The following is a 22,663-nucleotide window of genomic DNA, read 5'->3' as shown; positions in this document are numbered from 1 at the left end:
GACGGCCGTAGTAACGGAGGCAATAAGAGGAACGGCTTTTAACAGTAAGGAAACACCACTTAAACGTGCCGTATTTTTGGCGCTTCGCGCGCCGGGCGATCAGCCCCGGGATCGCCCGCCGAGCGGGTATCCCGGACGACCGGTCCAGGGAAAGGCCGCGGCCTGGCCGCCGCCGGCCGCATCGCCCTCGTCAGGGTCGTCGGGGTCGGAGATCGGCACGCCAGGCCCGGTGGCCAGGTCGTCGAACTCCCCGTCCTTCACCCCGAGGATGAACGCCTCCCACTCGTTCGGCGTGTAGTACAACGCGTCGCCGTCGGGGTCGTCCGCGTTCCGCAGGACCACCATTCGATCTTCGTGTTTATGTTTTACCGGCACGTCGGCACCGTCGACGAACAACACTTCCGCCGACTCGATGATCCCGCTCACGAGTTCTTCTTCCTCCACTCGGTTAAGGCATAATGCATTTGATACGACGTCTCACGTAAAGGTGCGAGCCAGTGACGCAAGTACCGGCCGAGTCCGAGCGCGTGATCGCGGTCCGCGACAGCAAGGACCCCGACGGCCCGAAGCTGTTCTTCCGGCCGAGCGCGTGGGTCGACCTGCTCGATCGGATCAAGTCCGGAGAGTTCGAGCTCCCGGCGGAGTTCCGCGACGAGCTGGACGAACGCTTCGCCCGCCCCGCCGCCGACGAGGCGTGACGCGCTCACCACGACTCGTCCTCGTCGAGCACGGTCTGCACGACCTGCGCCGGCCGGCCGCGGCGGACCATCACGCCACGGCCGGGCGGCCGCTGGGCGGCCCGCTGGTCGCCGACCAGGATGCCCTCCCGGTGGTCCCCGGACAGCACGAGTCCCGGGGAGCCGAGCTCACGCAGCCTGCTGACCAGCGGATCGGTCATCAGCATCCGTGAGGCGCCGCCGACGCGGCGGGCCAGCACCACGTGGAAACCCAGCTCCTGCGCCTGGGTGAGATAGTCGGCCAGCGGAGCCAGCGGCCCGCGGGTCGCGCCCGCGACCAGGTCGTAGTCGTCGACGACGAGGTAGAGCTCCGGCCCGGTCCACCAGTTGCGTTCCCGCAGGTCGTGGCTTGATACCTCCGGCGGAGGCAGTCGCTCGCCGAGCTTTCCCACCAACTGCTCGATATAGGCCACGGCGTACTCCGCGTCGCCCGCCTGCGCGCCGATGTACGGAGAGGGAACGGCGTCGATCAGGCCGCGCCGGTAGTCGATGACCACGAAGCGCACGTCCTCGGGCTCGTGCCGTTCGACCAGGCCGCGCATCCACCCGCGCAGGAAGGAGGTCTTCCCCGAACCGGAGTCCCCGAACACGAGGAAGTGCGGGTCCGCGGCGCGCAGGTCCACCCCGACCGGCGCGAGGTCGAGCTCGCGGAGCGCGACCGGGACCTCGCCCGGGGACGGCGCTCCGGCGTCCCAGAGGGCGCGCAGCTCGGCCGGTGACACACGTTTGGGCAGGACGCGTAGGTGGGGCGCGCGTTCACCCGGCCAGCACGCCGCGACCTCCTCGATCACCGCCTCCTGGGCCTTGCCGAGGCCGTCGGTGGTCTGCACCCCGTCCATCCGTGGCAGCGCCGCGTGGTAGACCAGCCCCGGCGAGGCGATGCCGCGACCCGGCGGCACCGTGCGCAGCAGCCGGGCCGCCTGGCGGTTCACCTCCGACTCGGCGGCCTCGTTCAGCCGCAGCTCGATGCGGCCGCGGATGTTGTCGCGCAGGTTGATCCGGATCTCCGCCCACCGGTTCGCGCTGATGACCAGGTGCACGCCGACGCCGAGACCCCGTGAGGAGATGTCGGCGACCGTCGCGTCGGCGTTCTCGGTCACCTCGCGTACGGCGCCCCAGTTGTCGATCACCAGGACGACGTCGGCCGCGTCCATCTCCTCGGGCAGCTCGCCCTCGTCGCGCAGCCGGCGGAAGTCGCCCGCCGAGGCGATACCGAGCTCCTCGAAGAGACGCTCGCGGGCGCCGAGGAGCTGGTGCACCTCGGACAGCGCACGTGCCGTCCGCTCGGGGTCGTGGCGGCCCGCGACTCCGCTCACGTGCGGCGCGTCCTGCAGGCCCTGCAGCCCCCCTCCGCCGTGGTCGACGCAGTAGAACCGCAGCTCCCCTGGGGTGTGGGTGAGCATCGCGGCCAGGAGCGCGGTGCGCAGGAGGGTGCTCTTGCCGGTCTGCGGCGCGCCGACCAGCGCCAGGTGCCCGTGAGCGCCCGCCAGGTCCATGACCAGCGGATACTGGGTCTGCTGGACCGGCAGGTCGACCACGCCGATCGGGAAGTTCAGCTGCCCCTGGGGCCACATCGTCGCCTGGAGCCCGTGGCCCGGGTCCTCGACGTCGACGTTCCCCAGCACCGAGTCGAGCGTGATGTTCCCCGGCAGCGGCGGCAGCCAGACCTGGTGCACCGGCGACCCGAAGCGGCGCACCTGCTCGACCGCCACCTGCATCTCGGTGCGTTCGCCCGCCGCGATCCGCGGCGACGGCGCGACCGGGGTCTCCGGAGACGTCTCGTCCCGTCCCTGGTGCGGAGTGCGGAACGCGAACGGCACCGGGGGGACCTTCTCCGGCACGGCCCGTTCCCGTAGGGACGGCTCCTGGTACGGGGCGGAGACGTGCGCGACGCGGAAGCGTTCGTAGACCGACTCGTCGACCTTCAGGTACGCCGACCCGGGGATGGGAGGCAGGCGGTAGGCGTCGGGGGTGCCGATGACGGCGCGGCTCTCACCGGCGCTGAAGGTGCGAAGGCAGATCCGGTACGACAGGTGCGACTCCAGGCCGCGCAGGCGCCCTTCCTCCAGCCGCTGGGTGGCCAGGAGCAGGTGCATGCCCAGGCTGCGCCCGACCCGCCCGATCTGGACGAACAGGTCGATGAAGTCCGGCCGCTGCGAGAGCAGCTCGCCGAACTCATCCACCACGATCAGCAGGTACGGCAACGGTTCGAGGGGCTTGCCGTTGACGTCGAGGCCGCCCGCCGCCTGCCGGAGCTGGTAGTCGCTGAGCGAGTCGACGTTTCCGGCGTCGCGCAGCATCCGCTGGCGGCGTTGCTGCTCGCCCTGGAGCGCGGCGCGCATGCGGTCGACCAGGGCCAGGTCGTCGGCGAGGTTGGTGATCAGGCCGGCGACGTGCGGCAGCTCGGTGACGCCGGCGAAGGTGGCGCCGCCCTTGAAGTCGACCAGCACGAAGCTGAGCAGCTCCGGGGAGTGCTGCATCGTCAGCGCGGTGACCAGGGTGCGCAGCAGCTCGCTCTTGCCCGACCCGGTCGCGCCGACCACCAGGCCGTGCGGGCCGATGCCGCCCTGGGCGGACTCCTTCAGGTCGAGGGCCAGATCGTCGCCCTCGCCGGTCACGCCGATCGGGATCCGCAGCAGCATCTCGTCGTCCGGCGTCCGCCACCGCGTCCGCGGGTCGAACGTCGCCAGGTCGGACACCCCCAGCATGTCCGGCAGGGAGACCGTCCGCGACAGCACCTGTTCGCGCTCGCCCGACAGGCGCAGCGGCGCGAGGCGGCGGGCGATCTGCTCGCACACGGCCGCGCCCATGCGGTCCGCCACCGCGTCCTCGACGGCGCCGTGCAGGGCCGGGACCCGGCTCGTCAGCTCCAGGCCGCCCGCGTCGTCCAGGCGCACCCGTACGCCGACGCGCTCGGGCTCCTCCTTCTCCTTACCGACCAGGCAGACCACCGTGACGCCGGTCTCCGGGCCGGCCTCGCCGATCAGGCGCTGGACCAGCGGCGTACGCGCCCACGCCTCGTCCGGCTGGTACCCGTCGAGCACGACGACGAGCCGGTGCCGCGGCCCGTTGTCCCGCAGGGAGGTGAGCCGGGTCGCGCGTTCGGCCCGCTGCCGCTGGAGCTTGTCCAGGTGGTCGTCGAGGAAGTCGGCGAGCCCGGGAAGGTCGTCGGCGACCAGCGGCACCACTCCGGCGTCCGCGCCCCGCGCCTCCGGGTCGTGGGTGTGCGGCAGCCACTTGGCCCACTCCCAGCCCGGCGCGCCGTTCGCGCAGACGGCCACCGTGACGTCGTCGGGCGCGTGCAGTACCGCGAGCTGGGCCAGCAGCGTACGGGCCGCCGCTCGCGTGGTCTCCGGCGAGCCGAGCAGGCTCACCACCCCGGACCGCGCCAGGTCCACCCAGGCCGGCTGCCGGCCCACGCTCGTGTTGGCGGCGACGACCCGTTCGGCCGCGCGCTGGGAATGTTTGTCGTACTCCGCCATCGGATCGCCGCGCCCGCTCTGGCGGATCTGCAGCGCGTGCGGGCCGCGGCCGACGCCGAGCCGCAGCTTCAAGAAGTCCTCGTCGGAGTATCGCCGCTCCCACACGCGACGGCGGCCGGTCGTGATCGCGAACAGCCGCTCCGGGCTCGGGTGGGCGTAGGCGCTCGCCACCCGCTGGGCGCTCGCGACGGCGCGCGCCTGCCGCCGGATCTCGGCGAGGTGCTCGTCGAACCTTTCCCGCTGGCGGTCGCGCGAGCGCCGGTTCGTGCTGCGGAACTGCCAGCGCACCGCCACCGTCACCCCGACCGATATGAGGACGAACGAGATGCCGAGGACGACCAGCCACGGCTTGCCGTACGTCACCATGTAGGCCGCCATGCTGATGCTGCTCAGCAGCGGCAACAGGATGAAGAGCCAGTTCGAGGCGTTGTTGTTCTGCGGCTTCTGCGGCGGTGCCGCCAGCGTGACCCGCTCTTCGGGGACCGGCGGCGGCATCGTACGCGCGGACCGGTGAAAGGCGATTCTGCTCATGCGACCCCCTGCGGCAGGTCTTCGGGGAGCACCTCGGTGAGGTCCCGTTTGCTGAGGGTGGTGGTCAGCCCGGCGACGCGCTGTGCCTGCTGTTCGGTGATCCGCTGGAATACCTGCCGGGCGGTACGGCCGTTGCCGAACCGCTCGCCGCGCGGGTAGGCCGCGAAGTAGTCCAGCAGGCGGTCACGCGTGTCGTCGGCCAGCCGGTAGTCGTGCTGCTCGGCGTGGTGTTCCACGATGCTGACGAGCTCCTCGGAAAGGTAGTCCTCGAACGTGAGAGTCCGGGTGAAACGTGAGGCCAGGCCGGGGTTGGAGTCGATGAAGCGCTCCATGTCGCCCGGATAGCCCGCGGCGATCACGACGACCTCGTCGCGGTGGTCCTCCATCAGCTTCACCAGCGTGGAGACCGCCTCCTGGCCGAAGTCGCTGCCCTGCCCGTACGGCACCAGGGCGTACGCCTCGTCGATGAACAGCACGCCCCCGATCGCCCGCCGGAAGACCGCCGTGGTCTTGGGCGCGGTGTGCCCGACGTACTCCCCGACCAGGTCGCCGCGGTCGGCCTCGACCAGGTGCCCGCGCTCCAGCAGCCCCAGCGCGGCGAGGATGCGCCCGTACAGGCGGGCGACCGTGGTCTTTCCCGTGCCCGGGTTGCCGGCGAAGACGAGGTGCCGCGACAGCGGCGGAGGCGAGAGGCCGAGCTCCTCGCGCCGCTTGACCATCCGCATGAGCTGGGCCAGCGCGCTGACCTCCTGCTTGACCCGGTCCAGCCCGACGAGACGGCCGAGCTCGGCGAGCAGGTCCTCCAGGGTCTCCTCCGACTCCAGGCCTTCTTCCGGCTCGTCCGGAGCGCTCCCGCCCGCCCTGGGCGCCGACTCGGCCTGCGGCATGGAGCTGCCGGCCACTCCGCGCGTCCAGCAGTTCTCGAACACCGGCTCGGCGCCGTCCGCGCGGGTGAGGTCCTCCCCGGTGTCGTGCACCACGCAGCGCCGCAGGGTCGGCGTCGCCTCCTCGCCCACGTAGATCGCCGGGAAGCCCGTCTCGGAGATGTCGCAGTCCTCGAAGACTCCGGCGCTTCCCTTGGCGGCGTACAGCCCGTTCTTGCCCGTACGCGCGACGGTGACGTTCCGGACGCGCGGCCGGGCCCCGGTCCACACGATCAGGCCGCTTCCCTCGGTGTCGGTGATCCGCATGCCCTCGAACCAGGCTTCGCTGTGCTCGTCCAGGAAGATCCCGGCCGAGCCGGTCCTCTCGATACGGCCCCCGGAGATCAGGACGCCGGTGTCCACTCCGATCTCGATGGCCGTACGGGCGATGGCGGTGAACGCACAGTCGTCGAGGAGCGGCCGGTGCGTCGTGGTGATCTTGGCGCCGGTCTCGGCGTCGCGGACGTGGCAGCCGCGCAGCAGCGCGTCGCCGCCCTCGACGCTGAGCGCCGCCATGCGGATCTGCTCGACGATGACGCGTTCGGCCTTCAACTCGGCCTGCTCGCGTACGCGCAACCCGTGCTCGGGCGTGTCGGACACGCGGCAGTCGCGCAGTGTGGCGTGCGCTCCGCCGTCGAGGTGGACGGCGGTGAACGCCGTGCGGGAGACCTCGCAGTCGGTCAGCGTCAGGATGGCGGCGCCGCTGCAGTGCACGCCGTTGGCGGACGTACGGGTCAGGACCGTACGCCGCGCATGGACGTCACCGGCGTCCGTGATGACCAGCGCCGTTCCGGCCCCGTCGACGAGACGGACGTCCTCCAGATCCACGCGGCAGTTTCCCGAGACGACGACACCGCTGCCCTTGGCCTCCCGGACATGGCAGTCCTTGAGCGAGACGCCGGAGTCGCCGCGGGCGACCACCCCGTCGCCCGTACGAGTGATCTCACACTGCTCCAGCCGGACCCGGCGGTCCTCCCGCCCGGCCTCGACGCCGGCCGGCTCGTCCTCGTCGGGCGTCTCCTCCTCCCGGCGCGCGCCGTCGTCGGCCCACCGCGCCGAGCCTTCGATCCGTACGCCTTCGGCGCCGGTGTCGCGCAGCCGGCAGCGGCGCAGACGCGGGTGGGCCGGCGCCTCGATGAACACGGCGGCGGCACCGGTACCGCTGATCTCACAGTCGTCGAACACGCCGCCGCCGGTGCCGGCGACGCGCAGGCCGCTGCCCCGTACGTCGTCCACCGTGGTGCGCGCGCAGTCGGCGTGCGCCGCGTCGTCGAGCCGCATCCCGTCACCGTCGACCGAGCGGATGGTGCAGTCCTCGATCACGGCCCGGCTCGTACCGGTCAGGTAGACGCCGGCGAACTCCGCGTCGCGGACGTGGCATCCGCGCAGCACGCAACGGGCGTCCGCCGTGAGCTCGACGCGGCCCCGGCCGATCTCACAGCGTTCCAGCACGGGCGAACCGCCCTTGACCAGGACGGCGGTCTCCTTCGGGGAGGCCGCCTCGAGCGTGATGTCCTGAACGGTCGCGGCGCAGCCGTGCAGCAGGAGCGCGGACCGCTGCGGGGCCACGATGCGCACCGTGCCCGGCCCCTTCGCCGCGACGACCGTCACGTCCCGGTCGAGGACCACCGACTCCTGGTAGACCCCCGGGTGCACCGACACCGTCGCGCCGTCCTCGGCCGCACGGACGGCGGCGCCGATCGTACGGTGAGCGCCCCAGGCGTTCGGAGAGACACGCTGCCAGGCCGGTTTCACGTCAGAGTCGTCCGCCGAGGTGCGCGAGGTCGCCGAACACCCCGAACACACCCGCGGCGAGCGGTACGGAGAGCGCGAGCATCGCGATGCCCAGCGTCCCCAGCCAGGACGGGCGCTCCTCCGGGATCTCGGCGGGCGCCCTCCGGCTCGACAGGCCGCATCCGATGCCGAGGACGACGGCGCCAAGGCCGAACACGAGCAGGGCCACGGGCGTCGAGGCGAGGTGGAGCAGATGGACGGGAGCGCGTACGGCGACGGCGGTGAGGCCGGCGAAACCGGCGGCGAGACGGGACATGACGGCCACCGGCACCTCACTCTCGCCGGCCTGCGCAAGCAGGGCGAGGCTGACGCACACGGCCAGCCCGACCGCGAACGGATCACTGGAGTCCGCCACGACCAGCAGGCACGCGGTGACCACCAGCGACAGGGTCAGGACCAGCGCGATCAGGGCGCCACGGCCCCGCCTCATGATCACCGCGATCTCCGCCGCCGGATCGGCCGGCGCGTTCCCGCGCGCCGGAGCCAGGGTGGCCAGGCGCCCGGCGATCGCGGGTGCGGCGCTCAGCGCGATGAGCCCGACCACGCCCGTCACGGACGCGTACTCGACGAAGGTCGCCTGCGCCATGGCGAGGAGGATCGCGACCGGCAGCGCGATCGCCGTGACCAGCAGCAGCAGGAGCGTCGCCACGTCCGGCACCGCGATCGCGGCCGCCAGCGCGCCGACGACGGCGGCGGCCGTGATCCCGGCGCCGATCGCGTTCCCGGACGTGGGAAGCGCGTAGCCGGCGAGGCCGAACAGCGGACAGGCGGCCATCGCCACCGCCGACCGGAGCGGCGCGGGCATCGCCCAGTCGCGGCGGACGGCCAGCCCGGCGAGCAGCGCGACCACGGACCCCGCGATGATCGTGACGATCGTCGCCGGGCTGTTGGGCGAGCTGAGGACCAGCAGTGCGACGGCCGCGACCATCGCGGCCAGGCCGATGCCGATGGTCGTGATGACGCGATGACGCGTGTTCCACCGGTCCCAGCCGCCACGGACCTCTTCGGCCAGGTCCTCCAGGTCGGTGACGACCGGCTCGTCCGTCTCACCCTCGACGACGTCACGCAGGTAGAGCGTCGCGCCGTCCACGACCTGGGCCTCGAGCAACGACGTGCCCAGCGGCAGCGGTCTGGCGCCCGGCAGCGCGAGCGACCATGACGCCGGGAACGTCTCGTCGGTCTCCTGGCCGCACAGCCGGGTCAGCTCGGGTACGTACTCGGCGATCGGAGCGTGGGCCGGCACGGCCAGGTCGACCCGCCGCCGCGCGCCGACCACCGTGATCCGGCACCGTTCATCGTCCAATTCGGATCCTCATGTCGTTCGCGGCGGAAGCCCGCGTCTCAGTGCTGCCAGGTCTGGATGTTGGACCACTCGGCGTCGGAGTAGTTGCCCCAGTTCACGTTCATCGTCTGGGCGATCCGGCCGAGCACGCCGTCCGGGCCGAACAGGCCCTCGGCGGCGATGTTCCACTCCTGCTGCAGGCCCTGGTAGTAGTCGGCCGCCTTGCTCACGGTCCACGCCTCTGCCAGCGGGGCGAGCTGGGTCTTCAGCCGCGAAAGGTCCTCGGAGCAGGTCGTGGCCTGGGTGTTCATCCACGCTCCGGCGCCCTCAAGGCCGCCGCCGACGTAGATCGGGGTGCCGTCGATGTCGGGCATGAGAAACGTCCTCTCGTTGACTAGCCGAGGTTCGCCGGGCCGATGGTGCGGCCTCCGGCGGGAAGGGATGAGTCGAGCGACTGGAGATTGTTGATGTTCGTCTGCTCGGACTCGGTGTAGTTGACGTAGTTCCCGCGCAGGCCGGACGCGATGTCCGTGAGGCTGTCGTGCAGCATCTTGGCGTAGATGTCGTACTCGGCCATCAGCGTCTGGAAGGTGTTGTACGCGACGCCCTGCCACGACGCTTCAAGGCTGACGACGTACGACCTGATCTGCGCCAGGATGCCGTCGATCTCCGTCGCGGTGTTGGTCGTACTCGTCGCGGCGTTGGACAGATATTCGGGGGTGACCTTGTAGGTCACTCCTCCCACGGTCGTACCGTCATTCACGGCCATGGCGTCGCCTTTCTCTGGAATGTCACGGACACGCGGGCGCTCCACGCGGGACCGTCCGGTGAATGCGATTGCATAAGGCGAACTCGATCGTTTCAGAGGGCGCACCGTGAGGTCTTGGACGCCTGCGCCAGACCGTTGAACCTGCACGTCCGGTGCCTGCGGCTGGCGCCGGTCTACAGCCCTCGCGGCAGGGAGGTTCTCGTTCGCCGTCGATGCCGTCTGAGACAATCGGCTCTCGGCCATGCCGTAGGACACGCCGGCCACAAGACCGATCTTGGGGACCCGACGGGCGGATTCACGCTCCGGGCCGACCATATGCCAAGCCCCTCATCATGAAAGAAGTAAATGCAGGAAGACACGTTGGATTTCGAGACCGCCGTCTTCGACAAGGAGTACATCGAGCTCGGCGGGCGGCGGGAGGCCATCGTCCGCGGCGGCCGGCACCTCTTCGACCGGCTCCCCCGCGCCCTGGAGGGCGTCGGCCAGATCGGCGTCATCGGCTGGGGGCCACAGGGCTCCGCGCAGGCGCAGAACCTGCGTGACTCGCTGGGCGGCGCGGTCAAGGTGGCCGTGGGCCTGAGGGCGGACTCGCGGTCGTTCGAGGCGGCGCGGGAGGCCGGTTTCCTCGAGGAGGACGGCACCCTCGGCGAGATGTTCGAGGTCATCGCCGGCTCCGACATGGTCCTCCTGCTGATCTCCGACGCCGCGCAGACCGACCTGTACGAGGAGATCTTCGCCGCGCTGCGGCCGGGCGCGACGCTGGGCCTGTCCCATGGTTTCCTTCTCGGTCACCTCTCCGACCGGCAGGAGACGTTCCCCGCCGAGATCGACGTCGTCGGTGTCTGCCCGAAGGGCATGGGCGCCTCGGTGCGCGCGCTGTACCTCCAGGGCGCCGAGGTCAACGGCGCGGGGATCAACGCGAGCTTCGCGGTCCACCAGGACGTCACCGGCCACGCCGCCGACCGCGCCCTGGCCTGGTCGGTCGCGCTCGGCGCGCCGTACACCTTCCAGACCACGCTCCGCTCGGAGTATCTGTCGGACCTGACGGGTGAGCGGTCGATCCTGGCGGCCGGTGTGCACGGCGTGGTGGAGAGCCTGTTCCGCCGCTACCGGGACAACGGGATGAACCCCGAGGAGGCGTTCCGGCTCTCGGCGGAGTCGGTCACCGGCCCGATCTCCAAGACCATCTCCAAGGACGGCCTGCGCGGTCTGTACGAGCGGCTGAGCGAGGACGACCGGGCCGTCTTCGCCGAGGCGTACGCGGCGGCGTACCCGGTCGGCCTCGAACTCACCCACGAGATCTACGAGGAGGTGGAGTCCGGCAACGAGATCCGCAGCGTCGTGGTGGCCGGAAAACGCCTCGCGCGCTTCCCGATGGGCAAGATCGACCAGTCCACGATGTGGCAGGTCGGCCGCAAGGTGCGTGCCGACCGGGTGGAGGAGGACATCCCGCTGAGCCCCTTCACCGCCGGTGTCTTCTGCGGCGTCATGATGGGCCAGGTGGACACCTTCCTGGAGAAGGGCCATCCGTACTCAGAGATCGCGAACGAGTCGGTCATCGAGGCGGTGGACTCCCTCAACCCGTACATGCACGCCCGGGGCATCGCGCACCTGGTGGACAACTGCTCGACCACCGCGCGTCTCGGCGCCCGCAAATGGGCGCCGCGGTTCGACTACCTGCTCACGCAGCAGGCCTATCCCGCGGTCGACCAGGACGAGGCGCCCGTGGACCTGGCGCCGTTCAAGGAGTTCGAGGGCCACGTCATCCACGACGTCCTCCGCGTCTGCGCGGAGATGCGCCCGCCGGTGGACATCTTCGTCGAGTGACGTGGGACGCCGGTCCATCCCGTCGGGTGGACCGGCGTTTTCGTCAGATCGCGTCCAGGCCCTGGGCGCGAAGGCGGATGTTCCGGTCCATCTTGCGGTACTGCGTCGGTGTGATACCGAAGCGCTGCCGGAACGCCCGCGAGAAGTGGGCCGCGTCGGCGAACTGCCACCGCGCGGCGAGATAGGTGATGGTGATCGAGGAGTCCTGGGTGGTCATCTCGATCCGGGCGTGGTCCAGTCTCCGCCGGCGTACGTACGCCATCACGGACTCGTCCGACTCGGCGAACGTCCGGTGAAGGGTGCGCAACGACACGCCCAGGCCCTTGGCGATCGTGTTGGGATCCAGGGCCGGATCGCGGAGGTTGCGGTCGATGTACCGCTCGGCGCGGCTACGCGTGTGCGACGACTGCACCTCCGACGAGAGCTCGGCGTCGAGGATTCCCCGGATCAGGTGGAGGGTGGCGTTCCGCGCTCTCTTCGCCGCCTTGCAGCTCAGCGTGCCGGCGGTCTCGCCGAGCACGTCGAGCTGGGCGAGCAGCAGGCGGGCCTCCGGCAAGGACGACCCCACCGCCACGAAGGGGATGAGCCGTTCGTAGGAGACCTCGGACAGCGCCTGCTTGGGGAAGATCAGGATGCGTGCCGCCGTCTCTTCGCCCGACCAGTACCTCCAGTCGGTCCCGAAGTCGCGAAAGCAGATCGTCCCGGGGCCGATCACCACGTCGTTCTCCGCGTCGGCGATGCGGACGGAGCCGGCGGTCACCTGGAACACGGCCATGAAGTCCGCCCAGCCACCCTCCAGCGACCTGCGGGAGAAGTGGACGGTGTGCGCGCCGCTGATCCGGCTGAGGATCAGCATGTCATCGAGGTTCTGCCACGTCACCTGCTCTTTGTAGTCCGCCACGGCATGCAGGGCTATTTCCGGCGAGATGGCCGGCAGTCCCATGCACGAGGACCCTCTTTGCCACAGACGCTGAAGCACTTTATCGCCCAGCGGCATATCTCGCGGTATCGCGATATGCCAGGTAACCACCTCGGACAAGTTTCCTTTCTATCTCGACCGCCTGGCTTCCCCGCACCAAGTCAGCGAGCATCACCCCAGCCGGAGATATCGGATCGCGGTGGAGCGACAGCCAGGCTCGGGGAGCTGTAAAGGCGATGACCGCCGAGTAACCTGCGGGGCCGTGGACCGTTCGTCCACTGCGGGGGCTCCTGCCGCTCGGCTCGACAGCGATCGCAGCCCGTGGTCGTTCATGACCGTAAATAGACCACAAGTGATCTTACGTACAACGATCAAGAGCACGGCTAGAAGATTGCCGCCGTTCTCTTGCACGGGAGTGCCAATCCCGGGTGAACGGCGCTCGATAATGCTTCCGATGTCGTCCCTACGCGACTCGCCATACGAAAAGACCATCAGCGAGATGTCAGGGAGTCGTTAAGAAGTCATAGCGAAAACGTGTTCTCGGCGCCGGTCCATCTTCCTGAGCCCATCTGGTCCCTCCTCGCGACGGTCTGCCTCCTATGACCGGTCAGCGTAGATATGCGGGGTGGACAGACACTGAACGAGCACTTCCGCCGACGGCGACGGCCGGCGGCGGGCGTTCAGTCCTCGTTCACTCGGCTGCTCAGGACCCCCTGTGCACGAGTGCGGCCTGCACGCAGTACGGACCCGCGCTGTGCGACGAACCCTGCCAGTCCAGCCCGTCGGCCGGCACGCCCGGAGCGCCCGGAGCGGCCGACCGGTCGGGCATCAGGGATCGGGCGAACTCGTCGGCGCCTTCGCCGCCGGTGCGGACGATCCAGGCCGCTACGAGGAGGCCTACCCGGAGATGGTCGGCGTCCGGGTCGGCGCTGCCGGGGGCCGTGGTCGCCGCGCGTCCGCCCAGTCCTTGGACGATCTTGCGTGCCTCGCGCTTGGCCCGTTCACTCTGGGCGCGGGGCTGCTCGTTGAGCAGTCGCCGTGCCGCCCGGAGGTCGGTCGGATCGGGCCGTACGGGCTCGACGCCGTCCGGCGCCGCTTCGGTCCGGTCCGCCGCGTGGACCGTGTCCTCGGTGGGCCTGCCCGCCTGGCCGCCGTCGTGGCGCCGTCGTACCGATGCGGCGTCGTCGCCGGCCGGCTCGGCCGGGCGCGGTTTCCCCTTACGGGCCGGCCCGCGGCCACGTTCGGCCGGACGCTTCCCCGCTTGGGGGTGGTGGGTCTCGAGGTGGGCCAGACCGGGTTGCTCGCCCGGCGTCTTCCGTGGCGCGTCCAGGTCGGCGGCGTCGGGCACGGCCTCGTCCGTCTTACCGATCTCGGTCTCACCGGTGAGGGCTTGCACGAGGTCGTCGACGGCCTGGGACGGAGATCGGCCGTCGACGGTCTCGCCCCCGACGAGGAAGCCCGCCGCGGCGAGGACGTGTCCCGGAGGAAGGCCCAGTTGCTCCAGAACGTCGTCGGCCTGCCCGGCCAGCGACGCGAGGAGATCCGGCTCCTCACCGAGTGCCTGCAGCGCGGTCTGGATACGCCACACGACGCCCTGGAGCAGAAGCATCGTGGCCTGATCGGAGACCGGCCCGCCCACGACCCGTCCGGCGGATTCGCCGCCGGTCGCGAACGCACGGGCGAGCGCCCGCGCGGCGTCGGGTCCGCCGCCGGTCAGCTCGGCGGCGACGAGAAGCCGAGGCTTGAAGTCCTCCTGCAAGTACGCCTTCAGCCCGCTGACCTGCGCCGGCTCGGCCGTCTCCCGTACGATCGCCCCGGCCTCGGCCCAGATCTGCGCCGAGGCGTCCGCCGACAGGGGCCAGACGGTCGTCAGTGCCTGGTGGACCGCGGTCTCGGACTCACCGCGCACCGGCGGGGTCGCCGCCTCGTGGTCGCGCGGCTCGTGATCACGCGGCTCGTAGGGAAGCGTCTGCGACGTCCCGTCGAGGAGGTCGGCGGCGAGGGGCCGACCTGCCTCGGCGACCACATCGCTGATCGAGTTCTGCGCGATCCTCGCGGCCACCACCCGGATCGCATCCGGCGACACGGCCGCCGAGTCGTCGTGCAGTTGGTTGAGGAGTTGCAGCGCGGCATCGCGGTATCGATCGGAACCCAGCCGCAACGACAGCACCGCATCGGCGCGCCGCGGATCCAGCGTCGCACGCTCACGAACACCGTCCAGCACCGCCGAGGAGGGCAGGAGCCCGCCGTCCACCCCGAACAGGCGCTCGCCGAACCGCGACGCACCCTCGAAACCGGCCCACGCCAGCTCGGCGCCGAACACCTCATCCACATGCGCCGACTCGGCCGGCGACAGCCGTGCCGCTCCCGGAAGCCCGGCGAAATGCCTGGCCAGAATCCGGCCGTCGGCCCGCAGCTGCCGGGCCACCGCATCGTCGACCCGGCCCACCAGCGTCAGAGTCTGCGCCGCATCGTCCAGAACCTGCCGCCCCAACGGCTCACGCGCCGGCGCGGCAACGCCGTCGGCGGACGGTGACGTCTCCGCACCAGCCGCGCCGCCGGTCTTCGACGTGTCCCCACCAACGGCGTCGACGGCGGCCTCGGTCCTCGTACCCGCCGCATCAGCCGTCTTCAGCGTGTCCCCACCACCGGCCTCCGCGACGGGCTCGACCCTTGAACCGACCGCATCAGCCTTCGGCACCTCCTGCGGAACCGCCTTCTCATCAGCAGAAGGCGACACCTCCACGCTCACCGCATCGGCCGTCTTCGGCGTGTCCCCGCCAACAGCCTCGGCGGCGGACGCGGTCCTCGTACCCGCCGCTTCGGTCTTCGGCACCGCCTGCAAGGCCGCCTTCTCCTCCGCCCGAGCGGCGTCCATGCGCTCCTCGAGGTCGGCGAGCTTCGCGTGCTCCTCCGGCGTCAGCTCCCGCAGGTCCTCCTCCCTGACGCCCTCGGCCCGCTGCTCCTGCGTGAACCTCTCCTGGCGATGGATCGCGGCCTGGCGCAGCTGGTCCGGTGTGCGCGTGGGCTTCCTGGGCGCCGCGGCCTCAGGCTTCTTGGGCGCCGCGGCCTCAGGCTTCCTGGGTGCTGCGGCCTTGGGCTCGCCGGTCCCCCCGGCGTTCGCCCTGTCACGGGTGGGCGGCTCCTGGCCCGTACGGTCCGGGTGCTCCTTCGGTGTCGAAGTCCGCTGCGGCAGGCCGCGCTCGTCCGGCTCCTTGTCGAGCTTCTCCTGGCGCTGTTCCCGGGGCACCTCCTGCGCCGGCCGATCGTCCGTGGCCGCCGAGTCCGGAGCCGCGTCCGTCTTCGTCCTCTGGGCCTCCGGCTTGACGGTCGGCCGTTCGCCCGTGGCCGGAGGCTCCGGATCCGACGGCGTCTTCGCCGATGCCTCGCCGCCCACTTTGGGCTCACCGTGAGCGGCGTCGTACGGACGAGTGGCTGCGTCATGGTCGGCCGGGGGCTCCCGATCCGACGGCGTCTTCACCGGTCCCTCGCCGCCCACTTTGGGCTCACCGTGAGCGGCGTCGTACGGACGAGTGGCTGCGTCATGGTCGGCCGCCGGACGGTCCGTCCCGCCGGGCCCGGCATCAGGGCGATCCGTCGCCGCGCCGGGTCCGCCGGTGTGTTCCTCGGCGGGGCCGCCCGTGGCGGGCGCGTCGGGGTGTTCGGTCGTCGTACTCGAACCATCCCCGGCGCGGACTCGCTGGGATCCGCCACCGCCGCCGGAACCAGCCCCATCGCCCGAGCCCGAGCCTGGGCCTGGGCCCGACCGGCCGATCAGCTTCTTGAATCCGTCCGCGCGCGCCTTGTTGTCCGGGCGGGCGGGCGACTCTCCCGGGGGCTTGCCTTTGCCGGGGAAGCGGCCCTTGCCGGGCAGCTTGTCCTTGTTCGCCGCAGGCCGGTCCTCGCCCTTTTCGGCGGGCTTGGCGGCGGTTGCGGTGTCGGTCGCCGGACGCTCCTCGGTGTAGGTCTCGACGACGTTCTCGGTCTGGCCACCGGCGGACTTCGATCGGGTACCGAAGCCCTTACCGCCACCAGGTCCGTCACCGGAGCCACCGCCACCGTCCGGGCCGCGCGCGTGCGTGTCCTCGGCCCGGATGATCTGGCCGCTGACCTTGTCGTAGCGCAGCTCGTCGATCGAGGGTTTCCGCGACGAAGATGACGTGAGCGAGCCGTCCTTGTCGAGGACCGGTGCGGCATTGCCCTTACCCGAGGCGGCCCATTTCGTATGGGCGACCGTTCCGTCGGCGCGCACCTTGACGACGTCGAGCCTCTCGACCTTGAACGTCACGCGCTCGAGAGTGCCGTCGTCCTTGATGCGGTAGTAGCTCTTCCCCGGCCCCGTGGGCCCGGCCTTGGCACCGGAGGACACCTCGGTGAGCTTCTCGTACAGGCCGGTCTTCGGGTCGCGGACGATCGCGCTCGACGTCCTGTCCGCGATCGGCTTGCCGCTGAGCCGGTTCGCCTTGGGCGCGGTCACGAGCCGCTCGACCTTTGGGGTTCCGAGCGGAGTCCTGTTGTGCCAGCCCTTCGGATCGTCCTTTGCCAGGCCGTGGTACTTGAAGCCGTCGCTCTTGCCTCCGCCCGGCAACCGTACGTTCTCCGGGGGACGTTCGTAGGTCAGCAGGTCGATGTTGCCGTCGCCGTCGCGCCGCAGGATCTGGACGGGCTTGACGTCTTCCTTGGGAAGCGCGGGTTCCCCCGCACGGGGACCGGAGACCTGGTGGCTCTGCTCGGAGGTTGCCCCGCCCGGCTTGTGATTGACGGTGGCCACGTCCCACGTACCCGCGGCGTGATCGAAGACGGCCAGACGTTCGGCCGGGTCACCGATCGGGATCCGCTGCCCCTTCTTGTACGCGAACGCGCCGTGTTCCTGCCCGCGGGCGGGCTTGGCGCTCACGACCACCTCGTTCGGGCCAAGGCGCGTCTCGACGGCGGTTCGCGTGCCCGGGGCGATCTCGCGGTATTCGTACTGGCCGGACGCCTTCGCCCCGCCCGCGTCCGCGTCCGCGTCCGCGCGATCCTCTTCCGCCGGACCGGCCTTGCCCAGCCGATCACCACGAACGACCTCCACCAGGTGCATTTCGCGGGTCTTCAGGTCGGTACGGAAAAGCTGCCGGGTGGGGTTCGCCGGAGCCGCCCGACCCGCCGCCGGGCCGGCCGCCGAAGACTCGCTCGCCGTGCCCGTCGAGGTGGCGTTCTCGCGCTTGTGCCGGAGGAGCTCTTCGAACTTGTCGGCGCGTTGTCTGGTCTCAGCATTGTGGTCTTGCGGACCGGGCCTTCGCACGCCGGCCGGACTCGTGACGTCCGTCGCCTCGGCTCCCTCGGCCCACTGCTCTTGTCCGGGCTTCTGCTGGCGCGACGCCGTGGACTTGCCGTTCCGGTCCTCGCGGGCGTGCGCCTCCTGGACAACACGTTCCGCGTGCTCCTGCGGCGTCAGCTTCCGGGGCTCCAGGCCACCGTCCACCTGCTCCTTGTCGAACCGCTCCTGGCGCTGATCCCGGCGGATCTCATGCGCCGAACGCGCGGCCTTGGTCGCCGCGGACGCCTTCGTCTCCTGGGCCTTCACCTTCGCGGTCGCGCGTTCCACCATCTTGTCCAGCGCCCGCTCGGCCGGAGTCGCGGACGAGTCGGCGCCGGTCGTGGTCTCGCCCTGGGGCCGCTCCTCGGCCCGGGCGGGTTCACCGGTGGCCGGCTCCGCCTTTCCGGCCTTCTGCAGCTTCTGCCGGGCCGTCTTCTCCTCGGCTCGGGCGGCATCCATCCGCCGTTCGAGCTCGCCGAGCTTCTTGTGCTCCTCCGGCGTCAGCTGCCGCAGATCCTCCTCGCCCGCCCCCGCGGCCCTCTGCTCCTGCTCGAACCGCTCCTGACGCCAAGCCTTGGCTTTCGCCTCCTGCTCCGCCGCGTGAGCAGCCTTCTCGGCCGAGGTGGCCTCGGGCTTGCCCTTCCCCGCGGCATTCGCGTCCTCCCGGGCGTGCGTCTCCTGGACAATGCGATCCGCGTGCTCCTGCGGCGTCAGCTTCCGGGGCTCCAGGCCACCGTCCGCCCGCTCCTTGTCGAACCGCTCCTGGCGCTGATCCCGGCGGATCTCATGCGCCGAACGGCTTGCCTTGGCCGCCGCGGCCGCCTTCGCCTCCTGCGCCTCCACCTTCGCGGTCGCGCGTTGCCGCATGTCGTCGAGTGCCCGCTCAGCGGGAGTCTTCGTGGCGGACTCGGCGTCGGCGGGGGCGTCACTGGAAACCGCGTCGTCGGAGGTGCCGTTCCGTACGAGACCGTCGTCCGAAGGCTCCGCGGCGTTCTTGGCCTCCGACGGCGCGGCGCCGTTGCCGGTGTCGGTCGCCGGGCGTTCCTCACCGTTCGCGGATCCGGCCTTTTGCATCTTCTCGAGCTTGGCCTGGGCCACCTTCTCCCGTGCCCGGGCGATGTCCATGCGTTGTTCGAGGCCGGCGAGCTCGGTGTGCTCTTCCGTTGTCAGCTGCCGCAGGTCGTCGTCGGCAGCGCCGGCGGCTTTCTGCCGCTGTTCGTACCTTTCCTGACGCCAGGCCTTGGCCTTCGCTTCTTGCTCCGCCGCGCGAGCCGACTTCTCGGACGCTGCGGCCGTGGACCTGCCGTTCCCGTCCTCGCGGGCGTGCGCCTCCTGGACAACGCGTTCCGCGTGCTCCTGCGGCGTCAGCTTCCGGGGCTCCAGGCCACCGTCCGCCCGCTCCTTGTCGAACCGCTCCTGGCGCTGATCCCGGCGGATCTCATGCGCCGAGCGGCCGGCCTTGGCCGCGGCGTCCGCCTTCGCCTCCCGCGCCTCCACCTTCGCGGTCGCCCGTTCCACCATCTTGCCCAGCGCCCGATCCGACGGCGCCTTCGCCGACGGCTCCGCGTCGGGCGTGGGCTCGCCGTGAGTCTGGTCCGCACCCCGGGCGGGTTCGCCGGTGGCCGGTTCGGCCTCGGGCGCGGGCTTCCCGGCCTTCTCCAGTTTCTGCAGGGCCGTCTTCTCCTTGGCCCGGGCCGCGTTCATGCGCTGTTCGAGCTCGCCGAGCTTCTTGTGCTCCTCCGGCGTCAGCTGCCGCAGATCCTCCTCGCCCACCCCCGCGGCCCTCTGCTCCCGCTCGAACCGCTCCTGGCGCCAGGCCTGGGTCTTCTTCTCCTGCTCCGCGGCGTGAGCGGTCTTCTCAGCCGATGGGGCCTTGGACTCGCCGCTCCCCGCGACGTTCGTCTTCTCCCGGGCGTACGCCTCCTGGAGCGCACGTTCCGCATGCTCCTGCGGCGTCAGCTTCCGGGGCTCCAGGCCCCCGTCCGCCCGCTCCTTGTCGAACCGTTCCTGGCGCTGATCCCGGCGGATCTCATGCGCCGAGCGGCCGGCCTTGGCCGCGGCGTCCGCCTTCGCCTCCCGCGCCTCCACCTTCGCGGTCGCGCGCTCCACCATCTTGCCCAGCGCCCGCTCGGCCGGAGTCGCAGACGAGTCGGCGTGCGTCTGCCCGGGCCCCTCGTCGGCACCGGAACGCGCGGGCTCACCGGTGGGCGGCTCCGGCTTTCCGGCCTTCTCCAGTTTCTGCAGGGCCGCCTTCTCCTTGGCCCGGGCCGCATTCATGCGCTGTTCGAGCTCGCCGAGCTTCTTGTGCTCCGCCTCTGTCAGCTCCCGTACATCCTGCTCGCCCGCCCCGGCGGCTCTCTGCTCCTGCTCGAACCTGTCCTGGCGCGCGGCCTTGGCCTTCTCCTGCTCCGCCGCGCGAGCCGACTTCTTGGACGCCGCGGCCGCCGGCTTGCCCTTCCCCGCGGCATTCGCGTCCTCGCGGGCGTGCGCCTCCTGGACAACGCGGTCCGCGTGCTCCTGCGGCGTCAGCTTCCGGGGCTTCAGGCCCTGCTCCGCCCGCTCCTTGTCGAACTGCTCCTGGCGTCGTCCACGCGGGGTGGCGCGGAACGCGGCCTCGGCCGCCGCCTTCTTGACCTCGGCGGCCTTCCCCTCCCACTCGGCGGCTCGGGCCTCCTGCGCCTTCACCTTCCCGGCCGCGCGTTCCACCATCGTGTTCAGCGCCCGCTCGGCCGGAGTGGCGGACGAGTCGGCGTCGGAGTGCCCAGGCCCCTCGTCGGCGCCGGAACGTACGGACTCACTGGTGACCGGTTCGGACTTCGGCGTCGGTGTTCCGGCCTTCTCCACGGTCTGCCGGGCCGAGTTCTCGCGGGCTCGGGCGGCGTCCATCTGCCGTTCGAGCTCGCCGAGCTTCTTGTGTTGCTCCTCCGTCAGCTGCCGCAGATCCTGGTCATCCGCCCCTGCGGCTCTCTGCTCCTGCTCGAACCTCTCCTGACGCCGGACCCGGGCCTTCACCTCCTGCTCCGGTGTGAGAGCCGACTTCTTGGGCGCTACGGTCTCGGGCTTGCCCTTCCCCGCGCCGTTCACCTTCTCCTTGGCGTGCGCCTCCTGGAGCGCACGATCCGCGTGCTCGTGCGGCGTCAGCTTCCGGACGGGCAGATTCTGTTCCAGCTGCTCCTTGTCGAACTGTTCCTGGCGCTGATCCCGGCGCACCTCATGCGCCGAGCGGTTGGCCTTGGCTCTCGCTGCCCGGGCCGCAGCGGCCTTCGCCTCCTGCGCCTCCACCTTCCCGGTCGCCCGTTCCACCATCTTGTCCAGCGCCCGATCCGACGGCGCCTTCGCCTCGGCTCCGGCCTCAGCGCGGGTGTCATCGTGGCCGGTCGCCGGGCGGTCGTTCGGCGGTTCGGACCGTGCCGGTGGGGGCGCGGCGGGGCCGTCGCCCACAGCCGTCTTCGGCTCGGCCGAGTCGGCTCGCGGGCTCCCGGCGTCGCCCCTGGAGAGCTCCGCAGGAGTGCCGTGCTCGGTGGCACTCCCCGCCTTTTCAGCGGAGACACCGTGCTCGTCGTGGGGGGTCGCCGGCGCACTGTCGGTCTTGGCCGGGCCGGCCTCCCCTGTCGGCGGCTCATGCGGCCGTACGGCACCGGCGGTCGTGTCCTCGCCGAAGCCGGAATCCTGCGCGGTCTCCCCCGGCGCACGGGACGGCGACCGCTGCGACGACGGGACCTTCGGTCCCCCCGGACCGGCTCCGGGACCCTCGGCCTTAACACCCGGACCGGCGGTCACCCGGTCCGGCGCCTTCGGAAGCGGCGTCCGCCCGCTCCCCGCCGGAGCGACGGCCTCGTCGCCATGAGGCCCCGCGCCTCGCGCCACATCAGCCGGACGCGAACCCGGAGGGCCGATCGCCGACTCGACGGCGGCGTTCGGCCCGGACTCAACCGCCGACGCCGACTTCCCCGCCCCCGCCCGTACGGAGCCGGGTGGCACCGGGCCACCATCGGCAGAGGCCGCCGGGGCCACGGCCTCGTCATCACGAGGCCCAGCAGCTCGCGCCACATCAGCCGGACGGGATCCCGAGGGCCCAGTCTTCGCCGGAGCGACAGCCTCGTCACCGTGAGGCCCCGCGCCTCGCGCCACGTCGGCCGGGCGGGTTCCCGGAGACCCGGTCCTCGCCGGAGCGACGGCCTCGTCGCCATGAGGCCCCGCGCCTCGCGCCACATCAGCCGGGCGCGCCCCCGGAGGCCCAGTCCTCGCCGGAGCGACGGCCTCCTCACCGCGAGGCCCCGCGCCTCGCGCCACATCAGCCGGGCGCGCCCCCGGAGGGCCGATCGCGGACTCGGCGGCGGCGTTCGGCCCGGACTCAACCGCCGACGCCGACTTCCCCGCCCCCGCCCGCGCGGAGGCCGGCGGCACCGGGCCACCATCGGCAGACGTGGCCGGACCCGACCGGTCGACGGCCACGGCGGCATCGTGCTCGAACGCCGCGTTGCCCGACGCCGGACGTCCGGCGGCCGGTTCGGCCGCCGGGTTTCCCATGGGCGTCCGTGGACCGCCACCGCCGTTGGCCGCGACACCGCCGCTGACCGTGCCGGTACCGCGCGCGCCCGCGTCCTCGGCGTCCGCAGGGGGTGCCTGCCCAGTGGGCCGTTGCGCATCGCCACGCGCGGGGACGGCCGGAACCGCGGACCGCGCGCTCCCCGGCGCGTCCGCCGTGGCCGGCCTCGCCGGAGCCGCAGCGCCGGGCCGGGGCGTCGATCCGCCCGGCACGGCCTGGCCAGGAGACGGCGTACGTTCGGTGGGCGGCGGACCGCCGACCCGGCCCTCCGGCCCCCCAGGTGCCGCCCGGCCGACTGCCGGCACACGTTCATCCGGCGGGGGAGCCGCAGTCCGGCCTTCCGGCCCGCCGGGCGCCGCCCGGTTGACCGCCGGCGCGCGCTCACCCGGCGGAGGAGCCGCAACCCGGCCCTCCACTCCCCCAGGCCCCACCCGGCCAACCGCCGGCGCACGCTCGCCCGGCGGAGGAGCCGCAACCCGACCTTCCGGCCCACCGGGCCCCACCCGGCCAACCGCCGGCGCACGTTCACCAGGCGGAGGAGCCGCAACCCG

General features: G+C 71.6%; 10 protein-coding genes. 2 read left to right on the top strand and 8 right to left on the bottom strand.

The features are described from left to right. Nucleotides 1–99: 99 nt before the first annotated feature. Nucleotides 100–426, bottom strand: a complete 327-nt coding sequence (locus tag QWU11_RS32215) for a DUF397 domain-containing protein (RefSeq protein WP_290118248.1) — start codon at nucleotides 424–426, stop codon at nucleotides 100–102. Between the two features lie 71 nt (nucleotides 427–497). On the opposite strand from QWU11_RS32215, the gene QWU11_RS32210 reads away from it, so the two are divergent. Continuing rightward, nucleotides 498–698: a DUF397 domain-containing protein gene (locus tag QWU11_RS32210; protein ID WP_290118247.1), complete on the top strand. Its 201-nt coding sequence runs from the start codon at nucleotides 498–500 to the stop codon at nucleotides 696–698. Between the two features lie 5 nt (nucleotides 699–703). Here the strand turns inward: QWU11_RS32210 and eccCa are convergent, their stop codons facing one another. Genes eccCa through QWU11_RS32185 form a run of 5 tightly spaced genes read right to left on the bottom strand, consistent with a single transcriptional unit; the run spans nucleotide 704 to nucleotide 9,518 of the window. After that, nucleotides 704–4,750, bottom strand: coding sequence for a type VII secretion protein EccCa (eccCa, locus tag QWU11_RS32205; RefSeq protein ID WP_290118246.1), 4,047 nt, complete (start codon nucleotides 4,748–4,750; stop codon nucleotides 704–706). Continuing rightward, entirely contained in the window at nucleotides 4,747–7,428 is a 2,682-nt protein-coding gene (locus QWU11_RS32200; RefSeq protein WP_290118245.1) for a right-handed parallel beta-helix repeat-containing protein, read from the bottom strand. Before QWU11_RS32200 ends, eccCa begins: the two co-directional genes overlap by 4 nt. A gap of 1 nt (nucleotide 7,429) precedes the next feature. Beyond that, nucleotides 7,430–8,770 (bottom strand): type VII secretion integral membrane protein EccD, encoded by a 1,341-nt coding sequence (gene eccD / locus QWU11_RS32195; protein ID WP_290118244.1) that lies wholly within the window; start codon nucleotides 8,768–8,770, stop codon nucleotides 7,430–7,432. Between the two features lie 38 nt (nucleotides 8,771–8,808). Further along, the gene (locus QWU11_RS32190; RefSeq protein ID WP_290118243.1) at nucleotides 8,809–9,123 is read right to left on the bottom strand and encodes a hypothetical protein; all 315 of its coding nucleotides are present in this window, start codon (nucleotides 9,121–9,123) and stop codon (nucleotides 8,809–8,811) included. A 20-nt stretch (nucleotides 9,124–9,143) separates the two neighbouring features. Next, nucleotides 9,144–9,518, bottom strand: coding sequence for a WXG100 family type VII secretion target (locus tag QWU11_RS32185; protein ID WP_290118242.1), 375 nt, complete (start codon nucleotides 9,516–9,518; stop codon nucleotides 9,144–9,146). Nucleotides 9,519–9,878: 360 nt separating this feature from the next. On the opposite strand from QWU11_RS32185, the gene QWU11_RS32180 reads away from it, so the two are divergent. After that, nucleotides 9,879–11,345: a hypothetical protein gene (locus QWU11_RS32180; protein ID WP_290118241.1), complete on the top strand. Its 1,467-nt coding sequence runs from the start codon at nucleotides 9,879–9,881 to the stop codon at nucleotides 11,343–11,345. A gap of 43 nt (nucleotides 11,346–11,388) precedes the next feature. Here QWU11_RS32180 and QWU11_RS32175 read toward each other — a convergent pair whose 3' ends face one another. Together QWU11_RS32175 and QWU11_RS32170 are read right to left on the bottom strand one after the other, a co-directional pair. Further along, entirely contained in the window at nucleotides 11,389–12,288 is a 900-nt protein-coding gene (locus QWU11_RS32175; RefSeq protein WP_290118240.1) for a helix-turn-helix domain-containing protein, read from the bottom strand. 679 nt (nucleotides 12,289–12,967) lie between these two features. Further along, nucleotides 12,968–21,343, bottom strand: coding sequence for a hypothetical protein (locus QWU11_RS32170; RefSeq protein ID WP_290118239.1), 8,376 nt, complete (start codon nucleotides 21,341–21,343; stop codon nucleotides 12,968–12,970). Nucleotides 21,344–22,663 lie beyond the last annotated feature (1,320 nt).

The organism is Actinomadura sp. DC4 (assembly GCF_030406325.1).
Classification (GTDB): Bacteria; Actinomycetota; Actinomycetes; order Streptosporangiales; family Streptosporangiaceae; genus Actinoallomurus.
The sequence above is the reverse complement of the archived record's forward strand: the minus strand, read 5'-3'. Positions and strand labels throughout refer to the sequence as shown.

Bases quoted from the DNA above. Each gene is read 5' to 3' on its own strand.
- eccCa (WP_290118246.1), bottom strand. From the start codon at position 4,750: ATGAGCAGAATCGCCTTTCACCGGTCCGCGCGTACGATGCCGCCGCCG.
- QWU11_RS32190 (WP_290118243.1), bottom strand. From the start codon at position 9,123: ATGCCCGACATCGACGGCACCCCGATCTACGTCGGCGGCGGCCTTGAG.
- QWU11_RS32185 (WP_290118242.1), bottom strand. From the start codon at position 9,518: ATGGCCGTGAATGACGGTACGACCGTGGGAGGAGTGACCTACAAGGTC.
- QWU11_RS32175 (WP_290118240.1), bottom strand. From the start codon at position 12,288: ATGGGACTGCCGGCCATCTCGCCGGAAATAGCCCTGCATGCCGTGGCG.